Source organism: Mucilaginibacter sp. JRF, assembly GCF_015223065.1.
GTDB lineage: Bacteria > Bacteroidota > Bacteroidia > Sphingobacteriales > Sphingobacteriaceae > Mucilaginibacter.
In genome coordinates, this window is the sequence record NZ_JADFBY010000002.1 from 38,456 (window position 1) to 60,215 (window position 21,760).

The 21,760-nt window shown below is 44.2% G+C and carries 19 protein-coding genes; 10 read left to right on the forward strand and 9 right to left on the reverse strand.

Features of this window, described 5'->3' with window-relative positions:
• Positions 1-62 precede the first annotated feature (62 nt).
• Entirely contained in the window at positions 63-533 is a 471-nt protein-coding gene (locus IM792_RS05560; protein WP_194100854.1) for an SRPBCC family protein, read from the forward strand.
• Here IM792_RS05560 and IM792_RS05565 read toward each other — a convergent pair.
• A complete protein-coding gene (locus IM792_RS05565; RefSeq protein ID WP_194100855.1) occupies positions 516-1,760 on the reverse strand; it encodes an acyltransferase in 1,245 nt (414 codons plus the stop codon). The genes IM792_RS05560 and IM792_RS05565 overlap by 18 nt on opposite strands.
• Positions 1,761-1,916: 156 nt before the next feature.
• Between IM792_RS05565 and IM792_RS05570 the strand changes: the two genes are divergently transcribed.
• Positions 1,917-2,522, forward strand: coding sequence for a hypothetical protein (locus IM792_RS05570; protein WP_194100856.1), 606 nt, complete (start codon positions 1,917-1,919; stop codon positions 2,520-2,522).
• Between the two features lie 13 nt (positions 2,523-2,535).
• Here the strand turns inward: IM792_RS05570 and IM792_RS05575 are convergent, their stop codons facing one another.
• Entirely contained in the window at positions 2,536-3,483 is a 948-nt protein-coding gene (locus tag IM792_RS05575; protein WP_194100857.1) for a TIGR01212 family radical SAM protein, read from the reverse strand.
• A gap of 118 nt (positions 3,484-3,601) precedes the next feature.
• Between IM792_RS05575 and IM792_RS05580 the strand changes: the two genes are divergently transcribed.
• The 4 genes from IM792_RS05580 to IM792_RS05595 all read left to right on the forward strand — a co-directional run bounded on the left by IM792_RS05580 (position 3,602) and on the right by IM792_RS05595 (position 7,816).
• On the forward strand, positions 3,602-4,171 hold the full coding sequence (locus tag IM792_RS05580) for a pentapeptide repeat-containing protein (protein WP_194100858.1): 570 nt from the start codon (positions 3,602-3,604) through the stop codon (positions 4,169-4,171).
• Between the two features lie 63 nt (positions 4,172-4,234).
• The gene (locus IM792_RS05585; protein WP_194100859.1) at positions 4,235-4,948 is read left to right on the forward strand and encodes a M23 family metallopeptidase; all 714 of its coding nucleotides are present in this window, start codon (positions 4,235-4,237) and stop codon (positions 4,946-4,948) included.
• The gene (locus IM792_RS05590; RefSeq protein WP_194100860.1) at positions 4,945-5,703 is read left to right on the forward strand and encodes a DUF4846 domain-containing protein; all 759 of its coding nucleotides are present in this window, start codon (positions 4,945-4,947) and stop codon (positions 5,701-5,703) included. Before IM792_RS05585 ends, IM792_RS05590 begins: the two co-directional genes overlap by 4 nt.
• Positions 5,704-5,767: 64 nt before the next feature.
• On the forward strand, positions 5,768-7,816 hold the full coding sequence (locus IM792_RS05595) for a M13 family metallopeptidase (protein ID WP_194100861.1): 2,049 nt from the start codon (positions 5,768-5,770) through the stop codon (positions 7,814-7,816).
• A 709-nt stretch (positions 7,817-8,525) separates the two neighbouring features.
• On the opposite strand, the gene IM792_RS05600 is transcribed toward IM792_RS05595, so the two are convergent.
• Positions 8,526-10,373 (reverse strand): DNA polymerase III subunit gamma/tau, encoded by a 1,848-nt coding sequence (locus IM792_RS05600; RefSeq protein WP_194101413.1) that lies wholly within the window; start codon positions 10,371-10,373, stop codon positions 8,526-8,528.
• 142 nt (positions 10,374-10,515) lie between these two features.
• Entirely contained in the window at positions 10,516-12,243 is a 1,728-nt protein-coding gene (locus IM792_RS05605; RefSeq protein ID WP_194100862.1) for a glycoside hydrolase family 3 N-terminal domain-containing protein, read from the reverse strand.
• 121 nt (positions 12,244-12,364) lie between these two features.
• Between IM792_RS05605 and IM792_RS05610 the strand changes: the two genes are divergently transcribed.
• From IM792_RS05610 to IM792_RS05620, 3 genes are read left to right on the forward strand one after another with little or no spacing between them, the layout of a single operon-like run.
• On the forward strand, positions 12,365-13,039 hold the full coding sequence (locus tag IM792_RS05610; protein ID WP_194100863.1) for a porin family protein: 675 nt from the start codon (positions 12,365-12,367) through the stop codon (positions 13,037-13,039).
• A 59-nt stretch (positions 13,040-13,098) separates the two neighbouring features.
• Positions 13,099-14,271, forward strand: a complete 1,173-nt coding sequence (locus tag IM792_RS05615) for a glycosyltransferase (protein WP_194100864.1) — start codon at positions 13,099-13,101, stop codon at positions 14,269-14,271.
• A complete protein-coding gene (locus IM792_RS05620) occupies positions 14,271-14,924 on the forward strand; it encodes a glycosyltransferase (protein ID WP_194100865.1) in 654 nt (217 codons plus the stop codon). The genes IM792_RS05615 and IM792_RS05620 overlap by 1 nt, the downstream gene beginning before the upstream one ends.
• 3 nt (positions 14,925-14,927) lie before the next feature.
• On the opposite strand, the gene IM792_RS05625 is transcribed toward IM792_RS05620, so the two are convergent.
• From IM792_RS05625 to IM792_RS05635, 3 genes are all read right to left on the reverse strand, one after another.
• Positions 14,928-15,866, reverse strand: a complete 939-nt coding sequence (locus IM792_RS05625) for a hypothetical protein (RefSeq protein WP_194100866.1) — start codon at positions 15,864-15,866, stop codon at positions 14,928-14,930.
• A 6-nt stretch (positions 15,867-15,872) separates the two neighbouring features.
• Entirely contained in the window at positions 15,873-17,711 is a 1,839-nt protein-coding gene (locus IM792_RS05630) for an ABC transporter ATP-binding protein (RefSeq protein WP_194100867.1), read from the reverse strand.
• Positions 17,712-17,780: 69 nt separating this feature from the next.
• A complete protein-coding gene (locus IM792_RS05635) occupies positions 17,781-18,914 on the reverse strand; it encodes a glycosyltransferase family 9 protein (RefSeq protein ID WP_194100868.1) in 1,134 nt (377 codons plus the stop codon).
• A gap of 85 nt (positions 18,915-18,999) precedes the next feature.
• On the opposite strand from IM792_RS05635, the gene IM792_RS05640 reads away from it, so the two are divergent.
• Complete coding sequence (locus IM792_RS05640) at positions 19,000-19,695, forward strand: glycosyltransferase family 2 protein (protein WP_194100869.1); 696 nt, start codon at positions 19,000-19,002, stop codon at positions 19,693-19,695.
• Here the strand turns inward: IM792_RS05640 and IM792_RS05645 are convergent.
• Both IM792_RS05645 and IM792_RS05650 read right to left on the reverse strand, forming a co-directional pair.
• The gene (locus tag IM792_RS05645) at positions 19,692-20,759 is read right to left on the reverse strand and encodes a glycosyltransferase family 1 protein (protein WP_194100870.1); all 1,068 of its coding nucleotides are present in this window, start codon (positions 20,757-20,759) and stop codon (positions 19,692-19,694) included. The two genes, IM792_RS05640 and IM792_RS05645, sit on opposite strands and share 4 nt — an antisense overlap.
• Positions 20,747-21,730: a glycosyltransferase family 9 protein gene (locus IM792_RS05650; RefSeq protein WP_228084959.1), complete on the reverse strand. Its 984-nt coding sequence runs from the start codon at positions 21,728-21,730 to the stop codon at positions 20,747-20,749. The genes IM792_RS05645 and IM792_RS05650 overlap by 13 nt, the downstream gene beginning before the upstream one ends.
• Between the last annotated feature and the right edge of the window lie 30 nt (positions 21,731-21,760).

Genomic DNA, 21,760 nt, shown 5'->3' on the forward strand with positions numbered 1-21,760 from the left:
TATAGCAAATGCTGTTTTATGCTGAGGTAACAACTATTACGGGCGTTATATGTTATAACAGCGTGAAAACATACACCTTAACATGGCAGCAGGCCATACCCATTTCGGCCGCGGAGGCCTGGGACTTTTTTTCGTCGCCGATTAATTTGGCTAAGATAACCCCGGCGGGGATGGGCTTCGTCATCACATCTGATTTTACCGAACACACTAAGATGTACGAGGGCATGCTCATCTCATACAATATAACACCACTGTTCGGCATAAAAATGCGCTGGACGACCGAGATAACCCACATTGCCGATGATAAAAGTTACTTTATTGATGAGCAGCGTTTCGGGCCGTATGCTATGTGGCACCACGAGCATCATTTTAGGGAGATTGATGGGGGCATCCACATGACGGATAAACTCACCTATGCCATACCTTACGGCGCGGTGGGCACCATCGCTAACAAAGTATTGGTGCGCAAAAAAGTGAACGAGATATTCAGTTATCGCGAAAAAGCTATCGAAAAATTATTCGGCAGGCTGTGATTCCATTAATGCCGATTTGTTTTCGGGATTCTTCTTCGGGTTTTTGATCAGGAAGTCAGACTTGCGGATGTAGTGGTTCAGTGGCTCCTCAACCAGTTTGAACAGGATGATAGATACAATGTTTAGCGCCACAAAAGCATACAGCAGGTTGATCGGGTCGTTCTCGAAAGGGGAGTACCAATCCTTGCCCCATTTGTCGTATAGTTCAAAAGCGTATTCGTTGGCATGATCAAACCAGCCGTGCATCAGGTTGTACATCCAGCCCAGGTGTATCAGGTAAAATATGTACGAGCTTTTGCCCAGCAGCTCAACAAATTTATTGGCTAATATTTTTTTGAGGATGGTGGTTTCGGTAAGCAACCCGTAAAAGAACAGCGCTATACAAACCGGCAGCAAATAGTTATTGGTGAATATACCAATCGGGCTTTGCAAGCCCGTAGGCCAGCCTTTTGGCGGAGTTTGTAGCGCCATAAGGTAAACGCAGCCAAACATCAACAGTAAACCCAGGTACGAGTATTTAACTTTGTTACTGCGCACAAAACCCTTACCCAATACGTAAAGCGCTAATTGCATCCCCACAAAAAACTCGAAACAGCGCCCTAAAAAGGTGAACAGCATCATGAAGGTGAAGTTGCCGAAAAACCCGAACCAATCCACCCGGCTAAATATTACTACCAGCAACGCGCCAAACAGGGTGATGATACCCGGTTGCAACCAAAACTTGCGGTAACGCTGCATAATAAAGAACGCAAACGGTGCCGAAAAGTAAAAGCACTCCTCAACCGTAAGCGACCAGCCCTGGGCAATGCCCGTATCCCAAAAGTTATAAAAAAAGCCGCGCACAAAGGTGATGTTCATGGCCAGCATAGCGTATGGGTTGTAGCCCTTGGTAATGCTTTGATCGCCGGTGGCGAAGAAATACACGAACGCGCCAACGGTTAGCAGGGCGTACATTGGGTATATACGTGCCACCCGGTTTTTTAAGTATTGCTTAAACCAATCCTTAGTTAAATGGAAGTTATTATAATACCGGTAAGTGATCAAAAAACCTGATAGAACAAAAAAAATGGTTACCCCAATGTGGAATTCGCCAAAGAAGCGTTGCCCAATTTGGGAAAAATTTTCACCAAATATGTAGAAATAATGGGATACAAACACAAGGTAAGCAGCCAAAGCGCGCACACCCGTAAGCGCCGGGAAGTAGTTTTGCAAGCGGTTTTGTGACAAAGCAGTACTTAAGTAAGGGTTTATTCCAAAAGTTTAAAGAAATAATACCGCAAACTAAATACCACAGTCATCAAACTATTAACAGAACTAAACTATAACTAAGCCAGATTAAACTATTGGTGCTGATATTTGATAGCGAATAATTAGATTTAGGGTATGAAAAAGGCCATTATCTTGTCACTCTTATTGTTTGTTTTTATTGTTAGAGCGAAAGCTCAGTCAACCATTAGTCAGCAGGAATTTGGCGATTTAATTGCCGTGCTTAATAAAGAAGATTGGGAAAAGGTCGACCCTGTTTTAAAGGATTATCTGGATAGGATTCCTAAGCAGAATGTGAATGATGGTCAGGCTGCTATATTGAGATATATGTATATAACAGCTCAATCCGGCTTAATGTATTCTAAAAAACTATCGAAAGACGAAGCGTTGAAAAAAGTAAAAAAATTTGAAGGCCTAACCATTTTGCGACCCTGGAATACCTTAAGCTCGAAGCAACGACTGAATATGCTTAGTCCGCATAACAATACGATCGATACTTTATTTATCACCCAAACCAATAAAGCCGGTACTGATTTATACTCATTTGAGTACATCGCTTTAGCAGAAAAACTTGACAAGGATCATTTCGATAAAATGACCGGTAGTTTGTGCCGTGTACTCGGAACTATAAATTCAATTACTGTTGAGGGTAATATGTTTCCTCGATTTAAGATGAAAATATCCGACGCCAAACTGGAGTTTAAAGAAGCACCAATGAAATAACAGATAGCATTGGTTAAACCAATGCCGAACCCTGTATTACACCTCTGTCTAAAATCTTTTTATCGATATAATATTGTATCTCCGATTTTTTGAGTTGCCAGTTAGGGGCTATAAGTAACTCACGATCGCTTAGGCCGAACAGGCGTTGTACCACCACATCCGGGCGAACGATAGGTAACAGCTCGCATAAAAACTCGGCGTAATCATCAAGTGTAAATAGCTTGAACGGGTCGCGTTTATATTTTACACCCATTACCGAGCCTTCAACAATATGCAGGTGATGGAACTTTACGAATTTTATTTGCGGGTGACGGTTTATCTCGTCGGCATAGCGCAGCATCATCTCACGGGTTTCCCACGGGAAGCCGAAGATGGTATGCACACAAATATCCAGTTTGCTGTTCTCCACCAGTTTCAGGGCATTCAGCAGATCCTCATGCGTACAACCACGGTTGATCTGGTTCAGGGTATCGTTGTAGATAGATTCCATACCCATTTCCAGGTCCACATCAAAACGGTCGGTATAGCTTTCAAGCAAGGCTATCTTTTCGGCATCTATACAGTCGGGGCGGGTACCTACTGATAGGCCAACAATATTTTCGGTATTGATGCTCAGGGCCTCATCATACATCATTTTTAAATAATGCGTAGGGGCATAGGTGTTGGTATTGGGCTGAAAGTAGATGATGAACTTATCGGCTTTATTGCCTTTTATGGCACGCTCCATACCTTGCTCAACCTGCTCGCGCAGGTTTGGCGTACTGCGCGATACTGATGGCGTAAACGAATCAACATTGCAATACGTGCAACCACCATAACCCTTTGAGCCATCGCGGTTGGGGCAGGTAAAACCACCATCAACAATTACCTTGAACACGCGCTGTCCGGCATATTTTTCGCGCAGCCATGCACCGTAGTTGTTGTATCCTTTAAATCCCTGTTTTACTTCTGCTGTTTCCACTTATCTTTTATTGCAACGTAAATTGATGTGAATTACAAAGATACGAATAATGCTTTGATGATGCAGATGCTGAAAATAATGCCAATGTCTGTATTGGAAAAATATTTAATTTGCCGCCATGTTTAACCACATTGAGGAAGATAACACATTTACCGGCCTTACAACCCTTGCCGGCCTGGCGCAAAGTTTTGATAACTGTAAATTTATTGATTGCGAATTGCCCGCTGCCGATCTATCTAACATCACCTTTATTGATTGTAAGTTTGAGGGTTGTAACCTGGAGAGGAGCGTAGTTTTTAAAACCGGTTTTCAGGGTGCGTTTTTTAAGGATTGCAATGTGAATGGTATCGACTTCAGCAAAGCATCTGATTTTTTGTTCGGGATGAGTTTTGAGGGATGCACGCTTAACAACGCTATCCTCTACAAAAAGAAGAACAAACGCGCACGCTTTACCGATTGTTCGCTAAAGGAAGCCGACCTCACCGAATGCGACCTCACCGATGCCATATTTACCAATTGCGATATGCACCGTACCGTATTCAGTTATACCATCCTCAAAAATGCCGATCTGCGTACATCATACAACTATATTATCGACCCGGATGAGAATACGTTGAAAAAGGCCCGCTTTTCGGTGCATGGTTTGCCCGGGTTGCTGGCCAAGTATGATATCCGTATAGAGGGATAAATTTTTCTTTTCCCGCACAACTAATCCGTTAGTTTGAGCGTTACTGTAGCATATATAAACCTTATGCTTAAAACGCTACTACTTGCATTAACCTTAACCATCAGCCAGCCACAGCAGCCGCAAACCGACAGACTAAGCATCTGCAACAAAATAAACAGTCTTAATACTAAGGTGCTTAACGGGACTATTGAGCGTAAGGCAGCGGTAGTCCAGTTTGGTGTGCTGATAAAACAACTGAATACGGTTGCCACCGGCGCTAAACATGCGCAATGGGTATTTCCGCTTAAGGGGTACAGGGCTAATGCCATTGGCGGGGTAAATGGTAACGGCTATATCAGCAAGGGCTATAATTATCTGGATGGTAACAAACACAAGGCACACCCCGCGCACGATATTTTTATAACCGACCGTGATCAAAATGACCTGGACGACCGCACCAGCAAACCTGTTGATGTACTCAGTGTTGATGATGGCATTGTGATAGCTTGCAGCAATGTTTGGGATGCAGGCAGCACCTTGCGTGGCGGTAAATACATTTGGGTATATCACCCGCAATACAATTATGTTACATACTACGCCCACAACAGGCAAATTTTGGTAAAGCCCGGCGATGAGGTAAAGCAGGGGCAGAAGATCGCCGAGGTTGGTCGCACAGGGTTTAGCGCGTACAAAAAGCGTTCGCCTACGCATTTGCACTTCTCGGCATTCTCGCTGGCAAATGATATTCCGGTGCCGTTCAATCCATATAGTAAACTGGTAAATGCTGCACGCTCATGAAAAATTTGATCGCCATCGTGCTTATCCTTACTTCGGTATTTACATTTAATGCCGGCGTAACTGATCGTTTTAAAACAAACAGCAGCTTTAAACGCGTGCAACCTGCGGCCGGTTCATTCGGAGCCTGGTTGCAAAACTTGCCATTAAAACCAGCGGGTACCCATGCGGTAACTTATCAGGGCAGTATAGCCCGTACCGATATGTATACCGCCGCCGTGATTGATATGAGCATAGGTAAGCAGGATCTGCAACAGTGTGCCGATGCGGTTATTCGCTTGCGCGGAGAATATCTGTATCAGCAAAAAAAATATAGCGACATCAGCTTCAATTTTACCAGCGGCTTTAAGTGCGATTATATCCACTTTGCCGATGGCTATAGGTACAGTAACGAGAAATGGGTTAAAAAGGCCGCTAAGGATTACAGCTACGCCGGTTTTATGAAGTACATGACGCTGGTATTCTCCTACGCGGGCACCTTATCCTTACAGCAAGAACTTAAACCCGTAACCAACGCCGCTGATATTAAGGCGGGTGATGTTTTTATCAAGGGAGGCTCGCCGGGGCATTGCTTTATAGTGATGGATGTAGCTACCAATGCATCGGGCAAAAAACAATTTATGCTGGCGCAAAGCTTTATGCCCGCCCAAAGTATACAGGTGCTGCGCGATGATGATGGCCCTTGGTTTAGTTTAGACAGGGTAGCTGCCATACCTTACGGCGAGCTGATAAATAAAACATATTTGAAACGTTTTTGATTAATATGGTAACATATTAAATAATATTGCGTCAATTAGTACTTATTAATTAACTGAACCTATTATGAAAATAACACACTGGGCTATGCTGGCATCGGTAGCCGTTGCTGCCGTAGCTTGTAACTCCGACAAAAAGAATGCTACGAGCGAACCACCCGCGCGTACCGTGTTTCTCGACAAAACCGCCATGGACACCACCATTAAACCGGGCGACGACTTTTTTATGTATGCAAGCGGTAGCTGGATGAAAAAGACCAAGATACCACCATCAGAAACGGGTTGGGGATCATTCTATACTTTGTATGATGATAATCAGAAAAATCTGCACCAAATACTGGAAGCCATAGCCAAACAAGGCAATGAGCAGGGTAGCACCGAGCAAAAGGTAGGCGACCTGTACACCAGCGGTATGGATACCGTAGCCATGGAAAAACTGGGTTACGACCCTATAAAACCTCTGTTGGCCAAAGTAAAGGCCGTAAAAGATCATAAGGAGCTGATAGCCCTTGCCGCTGATGGTTACAAGGATGGTGATGGCTTTTTATTAGGCTTTTATGTATCGCCTGATGATAAGGAGAGCTCAAAGAACAAAGCACACTTTGATCAGGCCGGGTTGAACTTGCCTAACCGCGATTATTACCTGAAACCAGATTCAGATAAGGTAGCCATCCGTAAGGCTTATGTTAAATACATTGCCAAGTTGTTTGAATACACCGGCGAAACACCTGCCAATGCCACTAAAAAGGCTGATGGTATTTTGAAACTGGAAACAGAGATAGCTAAATCGCACCGTACACCGGTTGAGCTGCGCGATCCTAATGCCAACTACAATAAGTTCGCTGTGGCCGATCTGCAAAAAACCGTTCCGGATATTGACCTGAAAGATGTTTTTGTGCGTATGCAACTGAGTACTGATACCGTATTGGTTGGTCAGCCCGGCTATTACAAGGCGCTGAATGGCTTACTGAAATCGCAACCTATTGATGTTTGGAAAGATAAGCTGGCCTTTAACGTATTGAACAGCGCGGCAAGCGACCTGAGCAAAAAATTCAGGGACGCACGCTTTGATTTTTACAGCCGCACGCTGTATGGTCAAAAAGAGCAAAAGGAGCGCTGGAAAGATATGGCATCGCAGGTTGATGGCGGCCTGGGCGAGTTACTTGGCCAGCTATATGTAGAAAAATACTTTACACCTGATGCTAAAGAGCGTATGCTTAAGCTGGTGAACAACCTGCAAGCCGTGTACAAGGAGCGTATTGAAAAGCTGGATTGGATGAGCCCCGAAACCAAGAAAAAGGCGCTGGAGAAACTGAGCACATTCATCAAAAAGATCGGCTATCCTGACAAGTGGAAGAAGTATGATGATGTGGAGATCAGCAAGGATGCTTACTATAAAAACTTACAGTCGATAGCGAAGCATAACTACAAGGAGATGATAGATAAGGTGAACAAGCCTGTCGACAAAACCGAGTGGGGGATGACGCCACCAACTGTAAATGCTTACTACAATCCATCATTCAACGAGATCGTGTTCCCGGCGGGTATATTGCAGTTCCCGTTCTTTGATAAGAATGCGGATGATGCCATTAACTACGGCGCTATCGGCGCGGTTATCGGCCACGAAATGACCCACGGTTTTGATGATCAGGGTCGCCAGTACGATGCTGAGGGTAACCTGAAAGATTGGTGGACAGCTGCCGATGCTACCAAGTTTAAGGACAAGGTACAGGTAATGATAAAGCAATATGATGGCTTTACCGTACTTAACAACCTGCATGTTAACGGCAGTCTTACCCAGGGCGAAAACCTGGCCGATATTGGCGGTGTGGCCATAGCCTACCAGGCATTTAAAAACACCGAACAAGGCAAGGGCGATGCTAAGGTAGATGGCTTTACGCCCGATCAGCGTTTCTTCCTGTCGTACGCGCAGGTATGGCGTATAAAAAGCAGCGATGAGGTAATGCGTGTACGCATCAGCTCTGACCCGCACTCGCCCGAGAAATATCGCGTGAACGGTACACTGTCAAACATCCCGGCATTCTACAAAGCCTTCAACGTAAAACCCGGCGACAAAATGTACCGCGCCGAAAAGGATTTGGTTAAGGTTTGGTAATGAGTTGACATTCAATGATCATAAGAAGTGCCGGTCAAGATAATTGATCGGCACTTCTTTTTACCCATCCCGGTCATTTCGATAGTGAAGCAATCTCTTTAGGATATTCTACAAGGTAGGTCGCTCGGGGATTGCTTCGTGCAATGACGCGTTTTTTATAAAATAGGATAAAACAGAGAAAAAAGAGCGTCGGCCTGGCAGAAAACCGGGCCAGGGAGTATGGCCTTGCGGGCGGAAGGTTTTTTCTGCCTTGATGTTTGGTTACTTTGCATCTAAGGTAAAGTAATTGGGCTCTGCGCCCAAGAGCAGACTGACAAGGGTAAAAGCACAACCTTTGACATAAAGCACAAAAGTTTAATAGAGCAAAGTTCATTACCTGTCCTGAATTTCTTTTGATCGATCAAAAGAAACAAAAATCGCCGGCTGTTTAATTTTCTATGAAAGGCAGTGCATCATCAGTGCTACCCGAAAATTAAAAGGCCGGAGGGGGCGGTTATTATCGGGTTATGCTTTTAATTTTATATACATTTTTGTCATTTCGAACGAGGTACGAGAAGAAATCTGTCGTCTGGTCATTGAATGCGTACAGATTTCTCCTTCGTCGAAATGACATAAAGAAATAAAAGAAACGTCTTTGTGAGGTACGAAGCAATCCCCAAGCGGCTAATTCAAGGGGACATCCACAAAGGGATTAACTCAGGACCTATATCTAATCGATCTCCAAATTCAACTTATTCTTCAACTCCACTAACTGTGGGTTTTTGGCTGCCATGTATTGGAATATCTCTTTGGCACCGTAGGGTTTGCGGTTGGCTTGTACCTCGTCAATACGGGTAATAATGTCCAGCTCAAAGTTTTTGAGGTTACTGCGCAGGTAGTTGAGCAACAAAGGTCTTTCATCTCGTAACGATGCTTCCTGTACCTTGGTTTCAATCACTATCTCGTACAGTACGGGGTTCATCATCACTGGTTTGCCGGTAAATATGGTCGATAGTATCTTTTTACCTTCTGTCTTTACACGCTCGCCGTAAAGGTTCCAGTAATGTACGAATTGCTCGGCAGTGAAAGCTTCCTTGTCCTCGCCTTTCAGGTAAGGGTCTTCCTCCTCAACGGCAATATCATCCATTGCGCTCAGGTTATTGAGCGATGGTATTTTTATAGAGGTTGATGGCGAGTGCAGGTTCGGTATAAAAACCTTGGGCTTATCAATGGCCGGGGCAACTGCCGGGGTAGCTTGCGCTACGGGCTGCACAGGCTCCGGTCTTGGTGCCGAAACAGGGGCAGCTACAGGCGGAGCAACAGGTGGTGGCGTTTTAACCGTGTTATAACTTACCGGGCTTTCGCTAACAACAGGTATGCTGTTCACCTCGGCAGGTTTGGCTGCCGGCGGAGTTGTTATTGCTGGGGTATCAGGTTTTTTTTTTACCTCCCCCTCGGGCAGTGACGCATTGGCGGCGCTGAACAGGGCGGGCAAATGGCACATCTTCAATAATGCCAGTTCAACCTGTAAACGTTGGTTTTTGCTAAGCTTGTAATTCAGATCGCACTGGTTGGCAATATTTAATGCCGATAGCATGAACGATACCGGTGCCGCCTGCGATTGCTGCAAATAGCGGTTACGAATATTCTCGCTCACCTCAAGTAGTTTCAGGGTTGATGCATCTTTGCCTACCAGCAGGTTACGCAAATGTTCGGACAGGCCTGATATAAAATGCGCGCCATCAAAACCCTTGCTTAATATCTCATCAAAGAACAGCAGAGTTTTGGCGCTATCGCCTGCCAACAGGCTATCGGTAACGTTAAAATAGTAATCGTAATCGAGGATGTTCAGGTTATTGATCACCGACGAATAGGTGACGTTGGCGCCTGAAAAACTCACTATCTGATCGAACATCGAAAGCGCGTCGCGCAAGCCGCCATCAGCCTTTTGAGCGATGATGTGCAAACCGTCGGCCTCGTAATTCACCTTTTCCTTTTCGGCGATGGATGCCAGGTGAGATGCCATATCTTCAACTCGGATGCGGTTAAAATCAAATATCTGGCATCGCGAAAGTATGGTGGGCAGTATCTTATGCTTCTCGGTAGTGGCTAATATAAATATGGCGTAGTTAGGTGGCTCCTCAAGCGTTTTCAGGAAGGCGTTAAACGCCGCCTGCGATAGCATGTGCACCTCATCAATAATATACACCTTGTAACGGGCAGCTTGTGGCGGTATGCGCACCTGGTCTATCAGACTACGGATATCATCAACCGAGTTGTTTGATGCCGCGTCGAGCTCGTGGATGTTAAAGGAATTTCCGTTCATAAACGACCGGCACGAATCGCAGGTACCGCAAGCCTCGCCATTGGGCTGCAAATTTTGGCAGTTAATGGTTTTGGCGAGTATACGCGCGCAGGTAGTTTTGCCCACACCACGTGGTCCGCAAAACAAAAATGCCTGCGCCAGTTGGTTATTCTTAATAGCGTTTTTGAGGGTGTTGGTTATATGCTGCTGGCCAACAACGGTTTCAAAAGTAGCCGGGCGGTATTTACGTGCCGAAACTATAAAATTCTCCACAGCCATAAAGGTAGCTAAAAACTTTGGTAACGGTAAACAGGTGTTGGTAAATTCAGAGAGGTGGATTACTCCACTCACCTACCAATTTCACCTTGCCACGCTATTATAAATCCGGTTAACGGGCTGTTAAAGTTTCGCTTATCTACGGCAGCATCACACCTGTTCCGGTAGGGAAAAAGCTGTTTACACTTACCGGAAGTTTGCCCATTGGCTTTATTTGCCCGGTTATCACTTTAACGGCGGCACGTTGCAACTCATCTGAGTTTTGGTAGCAGGCCAGCAGGGCGCCGCTGCGTTCAATACCCGGTAAACCGGCAATGGTATAGGCATTGGCAAATACGGTAGTTACGGTGCGTGGTTGCGCGGCCAGTTGCGCTATCAGGAACTTGATATCCGAGTTATAATCCAGCTTACTTTGCGGGCGGGTACGGGTATCATATATCGAGATGAATATCTGGTCGTATTTTTTAAGGTTCACCAACATGGCGTTCAGATCGTTAAGCGAAGTGGTTTTGCCCACAACAAACAACATGCTGTTAGGGTACCAGCGCGAAAGCTCCTGCTGAAAAGGCGTCATTTTATCTATCCCGATATTTACTATAGCTGTACGGGCCAAAGGGTTCAAACGTAAGGTTTGGGTATTGCCTTTCAGCATGGTTACTGCCGCGTCGCTTAGTTGCTGTATCAATGCCTTGGCTTCGGGGCGATTAATAAAGGGCAGCACATCACGCGTTGGGGCGGGTTTATAGCTGGCAAGCCCTGCCCAGTATTTGGCGGCAAGTACCTTTTTTACCTTGGCTTCAAACTCAGCATCGGTTATCATATCCTTACGGATGGCTTTTTTAATGAGCTTGATGGCACGTTCCGAATCTTCTGATAGTTCCAGTATATCATTGCCTGCCAAAAATGCCTGTACATCAGCCTCCCCGTTAGGGAAAAATTTGGTAACGCCTTTCATCTCCATCGCGTCGGAAACTACCAAACCTTTAAATTTAAGCGAATCCTTCAGAATGCCGGTAATTATTGGTCGCGATAATGTTGATGGTCTGTTTTTAGCCGAATCAAGCGCGGGGATATTCATGTGCGCCACCATAACGCCCGATAGTCCGGCGTTGATGGCTTCGCGGAACGGATATTCTTCCAGCGAATCGAGCCTTGAGCGGGTGAAAGGTAATATCGGCAAATCGGCATGCGAGTCCACATTGGTATCACCATGGCCGGGAAAGTGCTTTGCCGTGGTCAATATCCCCTCGTTTTGCATCCCCTGAAAATAGGCTATACCCTTACGCGCCACGTTAAAACGGTTGTCGCCGAATGAACGGTAGTTGATCACCGGGTTCGCGGGATTATTGTTGATATCCATTACCGGGGCAAAGTTCATTTGCAGGCCAAGGCGTTTAAAATCCCGGCCTATCATTTGTCCCATTTTATATATCAATGTGTTATCCTGTATGGCGCCAAGCGTCATCTGGTAAGGATAATTGATCACCGAATCCAGGCGCATGCCAACACCCCATTCGCCATCCATTGATACAATGAGCGGAACTTCGGCCGCGCGCTGGTACCTGTTGGTCAGCGCCGCCTGCCTGCCCGGCCCACCCTGAAAAAATACCAGGCCGCCAACTTTTTGCTCCTTGATCACCGTTTCAACCGAATCCTCGTAAGCGCGGCCTTTGTTGGTATGGGCACGTATAAAAAATAATTGGGCAATACGTTCCCGGGTGCTCAAGTCATCGTAAACCGAATCAACCCAGCGGTTGGGTTGCGCCAGCGATTGCACAAAGCTTGTTTTTTGAGCAAAGGTGTAATTGCAAAAAAATAATGATAATGTTAACAGCAAATATTTTATACGCGGATAATATCCTTTCATAGCTCAAATGTAGTTAATCTACTATTCCTATCAATTGTTTTGCCATTCCTGTTTTTTAAGTTACGAATAAACCTTTGCCCACGGTTTTACTCTATGTTGAGAAACCAACATGTTTTAAAAAATGAAAAAACTTGTATTTATTGCCATATGCCTGCTCATAGCAGGAGATGTTAGCGCTCAGTACTACCGCCGTAAACCGGTACGCCGCCCGCCGCCGGGCTATTACAACAACCAACGCCGCCATAACGATTTTTACCAGGTTACGGCCGGTATTAAGGGCGGCCTAAATATTGCCAACACGGTTGATGCTTACAACTCCGACTGGACAACCAACACCATTGCCGGTGCCAACGTAGGTTTTACCTTAGAAGTGCCGATCATTTACCCGCTATCCTTCGCGCCGGAGGTGCTGTGGTCGCAAAAAGGGTTCAGCGCGCAAACGGTTGACGGCGATTTTAAGCAACGTAACAATTTTATTGATGTGCCGCTGTTAGCTAAACTTAAGCTTACACCGGGGCTGAACTTTGTTATCGGTCCGCAGCTGTCATTCCTGGTATCATCAAAAAACATTTACCGTAATGATTTTGCTACCGTTATTGAGGAGCGTTACGATTACGAGGGCAACAAAACCCTTGTTGGCGGCGTGGTAGGCTTAAGTATCGACCTTAACCGCACGGTTGATCTGCATGCACGATACACCATTGACTTGCAGGACAGCAATACCGAACGCTACTCGGCCATACCCGATTACCGTAACCAGGTTTGGCAAATTGGCCTGGGCTTTAAGTTCAGGTAAAAAGGTGTATTTTTGACTTATGGGCAGCTGTTATCAATGGCTACCCGTAAGTCATCTAAATGAAAAACAATATTTCTCTGCTGGTTGGGTTAAAAAATAACCTTGATTACAGTATAAACTTTTACAAAACCACGCGTGCGCTGTATCCTTACGTTGAGATAGTTTTTGTAAGCTACGGCAGTACCGATAGTACCCACGAATGGCTTGACGGGCTGAATGATCCGTACCTGATCTACTATTACTCCGCAGAGCAAAAAACATTTTCAGACACTTTTAATAAGTGTACCGAATTAGCCACTAAGGAATATATTGTATTAGCTCATAACGATATGGTACTGGCTCCGGGTTTTATTGAAAGCCTTGAAAAGGAGTTGTCACCTCAAAAGGCGCTTGCCTATACTGTTGTAGAGCCTCCCATATTTTCAGCTGATGAGCGGCCGAATAAAATTATTAAGGATTTTGGCAGCGATCTGGAAACTATAGATGTTAACGGTTTTCAATCTTTTGTTCACGATTCAATTATTCAAACCCAGCCTATACCTTATCCGGATGGTGTTAGCTTTTTTTTATGCCTCAACCGCGATGTGCTATTAAAACTTGGAGGCTTTGACCCATTGTTTGATCCGATGTTTTGTGAGGATGATGACATAGTGCTTCGCTTACGATTGGCAGCAATATCTTTCTACATCGTTAAAAACGCAAAAGCCTATCACTTTGTAAGTAAAACATCCCGGTCATCTGAGGAATATAAGGATCGTACCAAAGCGATCGAAATAAATTCAAACAGAAACTTTATTCGTAAATGGGGCTTTAGCACCCACGCGGCCATTAAAAGCAAATACGATATTGGTTTTGTTGTAAAAGCTGCCAATACAGCCTTATTGGCTAAGATAGAACCCTATTGCACCAATATTTATACCGATGGGCCTGTTGATGAATATATTAATGCCGAGCAGGCAAACACAGCGTTTAATTTAAGCCAAAGAATTAAACCCTACAATGCAGAAAGAACAAACGATGTGATCATTACTTTTAACGGTGATAGCTTTACCGATGATACCTATGGTGCCATTACACATTTAAATGAGATAATAACCCGTAAGGCTAATAAAAAGCTCAATTTTTTTGAGCGGTTAATAGGTAAAAATAATTTTAAATTCAGGAGAGATATATTGCAAATAAACATAAGGCGATATAGTCCTCTTGAACATACATTGATAATACGTAAGTAATGCTTTTTAACTTTTATAAATACTTTGTAAGCATTACCTACGGGGTAACCGTTTGCAATGAGCATGCCGAGCTTGATAAATTACTTAGCTGCCTTGTAAGCAGTATTGACAATAATGATGAAATTATTGTATTGCAGGATGTAACTGATAAAGATGCGCATACTACCGCGGTTATTGAAAAATATAAGGATAAGATAAGGCTTATTGAAGCCAGACTTAATGGTGACTTTGCCTCATTTAAAAACAGGCTTATAACTAATGCAAGCAAAAAGTTCCTTTTTCAGATAGATGCGGATGAAATACCGCAAGACGGGCTTTTACAGGATCTAAAACGTGTACTGTTTAAGTACGGGCGCAAGCGCGATTGTTTTTTGGTGCCCCGTATAAATATTGTTAATGGTTACACTGAGGAGCATGCAGGTAAATGGAACTGGAACGTTAACGAAAAAGGGTATATCAATTTTCCGGATGCGCAGCCACGAATAATACACACCAACGGCGCTATACGTTGGAAAAATAAGGTGCACGAGGTTTTTGACGGTGTTAAATGCCCCTATCATATTGCCGACCGTAATTATACCCGCTGCCTTTTACATATTAAGGATATAAAACGGCAGGAAAAGCAGAATGATTTTTATGACACCCTTAGCTAATACCTAACTGTTAAGTTCGTGTACTAAATGCTCAAAATGCTGCTGAAAAAAGAAATCGAATGCGTTTGGTCCTTCAGGTATTACGTTGATCACCTCAAAACTTGTTTCAAGTACCCTTTTTACCTTTAAGCCTTCGGCAACAGAGAAGGGAAATGATTGATTGCCGATAAAAAATTTGCATCCGGCTATCATTTCGGCAAGTTGTAAAAAGTCATCTACCCGCACCCACTCAATTCCACTAAGCTTGGTTTTAATGGCATCATATTCGCTTTTTACGCCAACAAATACCACGTTCTTATAATCATTCAAAAATGAATGGTCAATAGTGATGTTTTGATAACGTTCGCTGCGGGCAATTATAATGGTGTCATTATATTCCTTATTAGCCTCAACAGTAAGCCAGGCCGATCCTAAATCTGGATTAATACCTGTTATGTACCCACACCACCGGGCAATGTTGCCCTTATCCAACGGCATAGGCCCGTTGCGGAAAAAATCCAGGTCAATATCAATTTCCTGGCCGGTATTAACGCCGCAATATGTAATGTAAGGTTGTTTACTAATTAAAGGCAGCAGCATATCAACCATTTTTTGGTTAAGCATTACATTACCTAACGGATGCTTGTAACCCGGTTTCAGCTCCAGTGGCTGATCGAGCTTTAAATACAGGTTAACGCGCGTGCCGGTTATCTCCTGAATTTTTTTTATGGTTGGCAGCGCGTAAATTATATCGCCCGCGTTACCGCTATGGCTAAAATTAAGCTCGCCGGTTTCCCGGGCTTTGAGGGTATATACTTCACGGTCATTTAACCGTTGTTTTTTATACAGAAATAAAAACTCATTTAAACGGCGTTCTTCCTCTAAAAAACGTTTGTAGGTTTTGTACTCTGCCTTATTGGTAACCTTTAACCAGTTTTTGCTTAAAAAGCCTCTTTTATGCATTATAAATTAGTCGGCATTAAAGGTTTGCATATCTATCAGTTTACGATAGAGGCCGTTATGTTCTATCAATTCATTGTGGCTGCCCTGCTCAACAATGCGGCCTTCTTCAAGCACCACAATAATATCGGCGCTTTGTATGGTACTTAAGCGGTGTGCAATAATTAATGATGTACGGTTCTTCATCAGGTTATTCAAAGCATCCTGCACCAGTTTTTCTGATTCGGTATCCAGCGCCGATGTGGCCTCGTCAAGCAGCATGATCGGCGGGTTGTTAAGCACCGCGCGGGCTATACTAATGCGCTGCCTCTGGCCACCCGAAAGTTTAACACCCCTGTCGCCAATATTGGTTTGGTAACCATCTTCGGTATCAACAATAAAGTTATGGGCATTGGCAATGCGTGCCGCGGCTTCAACTTCCTGTTGTGTAACCCCGGTTTTACCAAAAGCGATGTTATTGAATATAGTATCGTTAAATAAAATCGACTCCTGGTTAACTATACCCATCAATGAGCGTAATGATGTAGCTGTAACTTCTTTAATGTTCTTATCATCAATTAAAATATCACCATCTTTAGGTTCAATAAACCTTGGCAACAGATCCATCATGGTTGATTTACCGCCCCCCGAAGGCCCCACCAATGCTACCGTTTTGCCTTTTGGCACCGTAAGATTAATGTTTTTTAATACCACCCGCTCATTATAAGCAAAGCTTACGTTATTGAGGTGTATGCCCTCAGTAAATTCGGTAATGGCAACGGCATTAGGCGCATCGGTTATTTGTGGTTGTTCATCAATAAGCGCTAATACACGCTCGCCTGCTACCAGGCCCGAATGTATGTTGCTAAAGGCATCGCCCAGGGCCTTAGCCGGGCGCATCAGCTGCGAAAACAGCGCTATGTAAGCGATGAACTGGCCGGGAGTAAGTTCTGACTCGTTATTGAAAAGCAAGTATCCACCATACAAAACAATGAAGGAGATCATGATGATGGATAATGCTTCAGATACCGGCGAAGCCAGCTGTTGCCTGCGCGACATGGCTTTGCCTATTTTTGAGTAGCGCACATTTTCATCATCAAAACGTTTAATGATGAAATTGGTAGCGTTAAATGCCTTGATTATTTTAATGCCTGAAAGCGACTCATCAAGATAGCTCACCATGTTAGCATAGGAGTTTTGCGCCTCAACCGCATGGGCGCGCAGTTTTTTTACAATGCGAGATATTATGAAGCCGGCTATAGGTATTACCAGCAACGATATTAAAGTAAGCTTTACTGATGTTGAGAACAGCACTACCAGGTAAGCTATAAGTAACAGCGGCTCTTTAAATATTACCTGGAGTGTGCCGGTTACCGTATATTGTACCGTTTGAACCTCAGAGGCTACCTTTGATATAATATCACCTTTACGCTCATTGCTGAAATAACCCAAGTGGAGGTTCATCACATTATCAAACACGGCCTTGCGTATTTTTAGCAGTGTATGTATGCGCATGTTCTCCATTGTACGCTGCGACAGGTAGCGAAACAAATTACCCAATATTACCGCTACAACAATTACGGCACAAACAAATTGCAAAGCGCCAAAATGACCGTACTTATTTACAAAATCGTTAAGGTAATAAGTGAACCGGCCTGCAACATCAAAAGTTGAAATATCCTGACTTGCTTTCGCGGCTTGCTGCTGGCCGCAGTTATCGTTAACATTAAATAATGTATTTAACAACGGGCCAAGCAATGCCAATACCGAAGTACTGAATACTACATACAATATGGTGTATACTATATAGGGTATAGCAAATTTTTCGATAGGTTTTGCGAACGATAAAAGCCTGAAATATGTTTTCATTAAGAATTATAAAGGGTACAAAGCTAATAGTAATTAATAAATTAGGTTGTACAAGTGTTTTTATTGTTGCTATAAAAGCTGTTTTACCGGCTGCCAAACATCAGCAATCGCTATATTACCGATACAAGGAAACGCCTCATCGGCCTTTACAGTATAAATACACCGCCAGTTACAGTAATAACATTCCATTTTTTTAAATACAGATACCGGCGCTGTCACAAAACTTTCGGGGTAGGGTACAAACCTTTCAAAATGCCCGCCGCCAACAACACATACCGATGGCGTACCCGTGGCCGCCGCTATATGTATGGCTCCGCTATCATTAGCTATCACCAATGTTGCCGATGCTATTTTGCGGCATAGCTGCGTAAGGCTGGTTTGCCCTGTTATATTAACTATTTGCGGGGTATTAAATTGCGCTATTATCTTTTGATTGATGGCGGCATCGCCCGGTGCACCGGCTATGTAAATGGTTTCGGTGGTATGCTCAAGTAGCAGGGTTATCAATTCGGTAAATTTGTGTGGCTCCCAGGCCCGGTTGGCCAATCCGGCGCCAGCCATAATAATAATTCCAGCTCTGTGGCCATCAACACCTAACTCAAGCTTTGGTTGCGAAACGGATGTGCGCTGGTTAAGCACCGTTTCAAAAAAATACCGGTGCCGGTAAAACTCAAAGTTTACATTGCCGGGTAGTTGAAGCAAGCGGGTGTAAAAACGGTCGGTTTTGCGTTTGAATTTTAACTCAATGCCTTCGGTGTCACTTTCAAAACCGATTGTCTGTTTGGCGGCTGTTAATCCGGCAAAGCCATCGGTAATAAATGTGCGGGTGGAGTTAGGATTTAGCACAACATTGTAGCCCGCGGTAAACAGTTGCCATCCCAATTTAAATACCGCCCGTGGATTATAATATAAACTATTGGGCCGTGTAAAATAAAACCTGGTAATGCGGTCACCGTCAACCTCACGCGCCAGATCAGCCCATAAATCGTTACCTAACAAATGTATCTCGTGATCGCGGTATAGTGTTGATGTTTTTACCTGCTCAATAAAATTGCGAAATATGATATAATCGCCAATGGCATCGGCCTTAATAATAAGCAGTTTTTTACGTGTTGGCCTCAAAAACGAGATAAGCCTGAACAGGTATGGCACGCGGAGTAAAATGAAACGGGTTAGCCGGTATAAATTGCGGTTTTGCGCCATCAATACATCAGGATTTGCTTTTTAATAAGTTAATTTGCATCCCCAAGGGCAAATATAGGCATCAATACTGTAATTAAACATTTGTATGAAAACGGATACCATATCGGTAATAATAGTTACCTACAACGCGGCCAAAACCCTGCAAGTTTGCCTTGATAGTGTATTCGCGCAAGCGCATCAGCATATACAGCTTATTGTTATTGATGGTAACAGTACCGATGGTACACAACAGATAATTGAACAAAATGCCCATAAAATAAGCTACTGGCTAAGCGAACCCGACGGCGGTATTTACGATGCCATGAATAAAGGTATTAAACAAGCCACCGGCCGCTGGGTGTATTTTTTAGGTGCCGATGATGAGTTGCTGCCCGCCTTTAGCGATATGGTTGCTGTTTTAAATGATGATAACGCCGTTTACTATGGTAGTGTACTTACCCGTGGGCTGGAGCCGCTTGGCCCCGTGTCTGATTATTATTTGGCCAAGCATGGTATAATACAGCAGTCCATCATTTACCCGAGCGTGGTTTTTAAGCGGCATAGCTATAACCTCAAGTACAGATCATCTGCCGATTTCGCTTTAAATATGGCTTGCTTTGGCGATAAGCAACTACACTTTACTTATGTAGATGAGGTGATAGCCAAATTTAGCCACACAGGTGTTTCGGGCCAATCGCTGGATGCGGTGTTTGAAAAGGATAAACCCGGCCTCATCCTTAAAAACTATGGCTTTAAGCTTTGGTTGAGGTTTATGCTGCGTAAGCTCAGGGGTAAATCCTAAACGTTAAGGCACTCACGATATATCTGTAGGTACTGTTTGGCTGTATCATCCCAATTATAACGTTCGGCATATTGGCTTACATAAGCTGCCTGATTGTTTTGCTCAAAATGGTGCAACCCGTTCATCAGCGTTTGCTGCATATCCTCCGCATCAAAAGTATTAAAGTAATAGGCGGCATCACCGGCCACTTCGGGTAATGATGTTTTGGTTGACACAAATACAGGTTTGCCAAAGTGCATGGCCTCAATTACAGGCAAACCAAAACCCTCGGCTATTGATGGAAAAACAAAGGCTTTGCAGTTGGCATAATACCATGCCTTATCGGCATCGCTTACGGGGCCTGTAAGTATAAGCCTGTCGCTCACGCCCAACTTTTTAGCCTCGGCAATAACCTGATCGCGGTAAGGGGTTTCAATACCCGATATGATCAGCTGCATATTATTCCCCACTAAAAGCGGCGGCAACACATGGAAATTCTTTTTGGCCGATACAATACCTATAGCGAACATGAATTCGCCCACTGGTTTATATTTTGGCTGATGACCAGCCGGTACCGTAAGCCTGTCGGCACCATTGTAAACTACCTGTATCCTGTCGGCAATATCCGGAAAGTAGGCAAGTACATCGTTCTTGGCAAATTCAGATATGGTGATAATGCGCTCACATTTATATATGCGTTCGCCCAGCTTTCGCAGGTAGGTCTTTAACTTCTCGGCGCTCAGGTTTTCGTGTACCTGGTTAATATCATGTATGGTGAGTATCTTTTTACCGCTCCATACTTTTTTAGGCTTTAAGCGAGAGAACTGATCGGTAAAGTGAAACAGATTGACCTTGTTTTTATTGATGAAAAAAAACTTGTTATACTTTTTAAGATAGGTGCGGTGTACCGGGTCGCTGTCAAAATCAGTTGTGCCGGGGTATAAAAAGTAATCAAGGTCGAACTCATTATTTACGTGCCTCAGCAATGCTTTGCCCAGGCTGCGGCCAAAATGAAAAAGCCCGGTGTTAGGGTACCGCATGGCATCTAACGTAACTAATACCCGTGGTTTGCTTATTTGCGCCATTGTAATATATGTGTGGCCACGGCTTGCGGCGTTATACTATTTAAATTCTCCGAATCGCTTTCCAAATATCCGGCACGTTCGCCAAGGGGCGCCCATCTGCCCGGGTATATCGGCCGCACACAAGGGAATAGCCCCAACGTGTTAATGCCTGATGCCGCGGCAATATGCAACGGCCCGGTACCCGAAGCCAGCATACCATCAGCATGGTGTATAAAACTCACAAATTGATACAAATTCATTTTACCGGTAACATCAGTTACATGAGCAGGCAATATTTTTATCCAGTCAGCCAGCAGTGCTTTTTCTTTTTCCGATCCGCTGATGAAGATGTTGAACTTATCAGCCGGTAATAAATTGATCAGTTCCTCAAATTTATCCAAAGGCCATTCCACCCCGCTACCGTGCGATTTGGGGTGCAATATCAGGTTGAATTTATTTGTGGCGAGCATCGCCATAACATCATCGGGTAAGGCTTGCGTTGGCTCAAAGTTGTAATACTTGTGCACATCAGCAAGGGGCGGTACCGGCAGGCCAAGCGGCTTTAGCAATACCATATTGAGCTGCGCCTCATGTAGATCAGATTTTTTGCGACTCAGCTTTACCAACTTGTTACAGGTAAACCAATGGAATACGCGGTTGGTGGTGCCTATGCGCGTTGCTATACCGGCGGCTTTTATCAACCGTGCCACCTGTTTGTTAGGGTAAACATGAATGGCGCAATCAATATTTAGCGCCTTAAGTTTCGCGGCTTGCTGTTTTGCGGGCAGCTTTAGCAACTCATCATAATTAATAAACTGATCAACCGACTGGCAGGCCTCAATTACCGGCCGGGTATACGTACGCCCCAGGAATGATATTTTAACATCAGGATAGGCCGACTTTATGTAGCCGCACATAGGCAGGGTGAGCACCACATCGCCAATGGCATCGGTACGGCATATCAGTATATGTTTGTATGGAGTGTTGCTCAATGCTGAATATATTTAAGCAGCGATGTACTT

What these genes read in the sequence shown, in the direction of transcription:
- IM792_RS05580 (WP_194100858.1), top strand. Translation starts at nt 3,602, where the DNA reads ATGTTTAACCACATTGAGGAAGATAACACATTTACCGGCCTTACAACC.
- IM792_RS05615 (WP_194100864.1), top strand. Translation starts at nt 13,099, where the DNA reads ATGAAAAACAATATTTCTCTGCTGGTTGGGTTAAAAAATAACCTTGAT.
- IM792_RS05570 (WP_194100856.1), top strand. Translation starts at nt 1,917, where the DNA reads ATGAAAAAGGCCATTATCTTGTCACTCTTATTGTTTGTTTTTATTGTT.
- IM792_RS05640 (WP_194100869.1), top strand. Translation starts at nt 19,000, where the DNA reads ATGAAAACGGATACCATATCGGTAATAATAGTTACCTACAACGCGGCC.
- IM792_RS05625 (WP_194100866.1), bottom strand. Translation starts at nt 15,866, where the DNA reads ATGCATAAAAGAGGCTTTTTAAGCAAAAACTGGTTAAAGGTTACCAAT.
- IM792_RS05635 (WP_194100868.1), bottom strand. Translation starts at nt 18,914, where the DNA reads ATGGCGCAAAACCGCAATTTATACCGGCTAACCCGTTTCATTTTACTC.
- IM792_RS05620 (WP_194100865.1), top strand. Translation starts at nt 14,271, where the DNA reads ATGCTTTTTAACTTTTATAAATACTTTGTAAGCATTACCTACGGGGTA.
- IM792_RS05605 (WP_194100862.1), bottom strand. Translation starts at nt 12,243, where the DNA reads ATGAAAGGATATTATCCGCGTATAAAATATTTGCTGTTAACATTATCA.
- IM792_RS05610 (WP_194100863.1), top strand. Translation starts at nt 12,365, where the DNA reads ATGAAAAAACTTGTATTTATTGCCATATGCCTGCTCATAGCAGGAGAT.
- IM792_RS05630 (WP_194100867.1), bottom strand. Translation starts at nt 17,711, where the DNA reads ATGAAAACATATTTCAGGCTTTTATCGTTCGCAAAACCTATCGAAAAA.
- IM792_RS05645 (WP_194100870.1), bottom strand. Translation starts at nt 20,759, where the DNA reads ATGGCGCAAATAAGCAAACCACGGGTATTAGTTACGTTAGATGCCATG.
- IM792_RS05585 (WP_194100859.1), top strand. Translation starts at nt 4,235, where the DNA reads ATGCTTAAAACGCTACTACTTGCATTAACCTTAACCATCAGCCAGCCA.
- IM792_RS05590 (WP_194100860.1), top strand. Translation starts at nt 4,945, where the DNA reads ATGAAAAATTTGATCGCCATCGTGCTTATCCTTACTTCGGTATTTACA.
- IM792_RS05595 (WP_194100861.1), top strand. Translation starts at nt 5,768, where the DNA reads ATGAAAATAACACACTGGGCTATGCTGGCATCGGTAGCCGTTGCTGCC.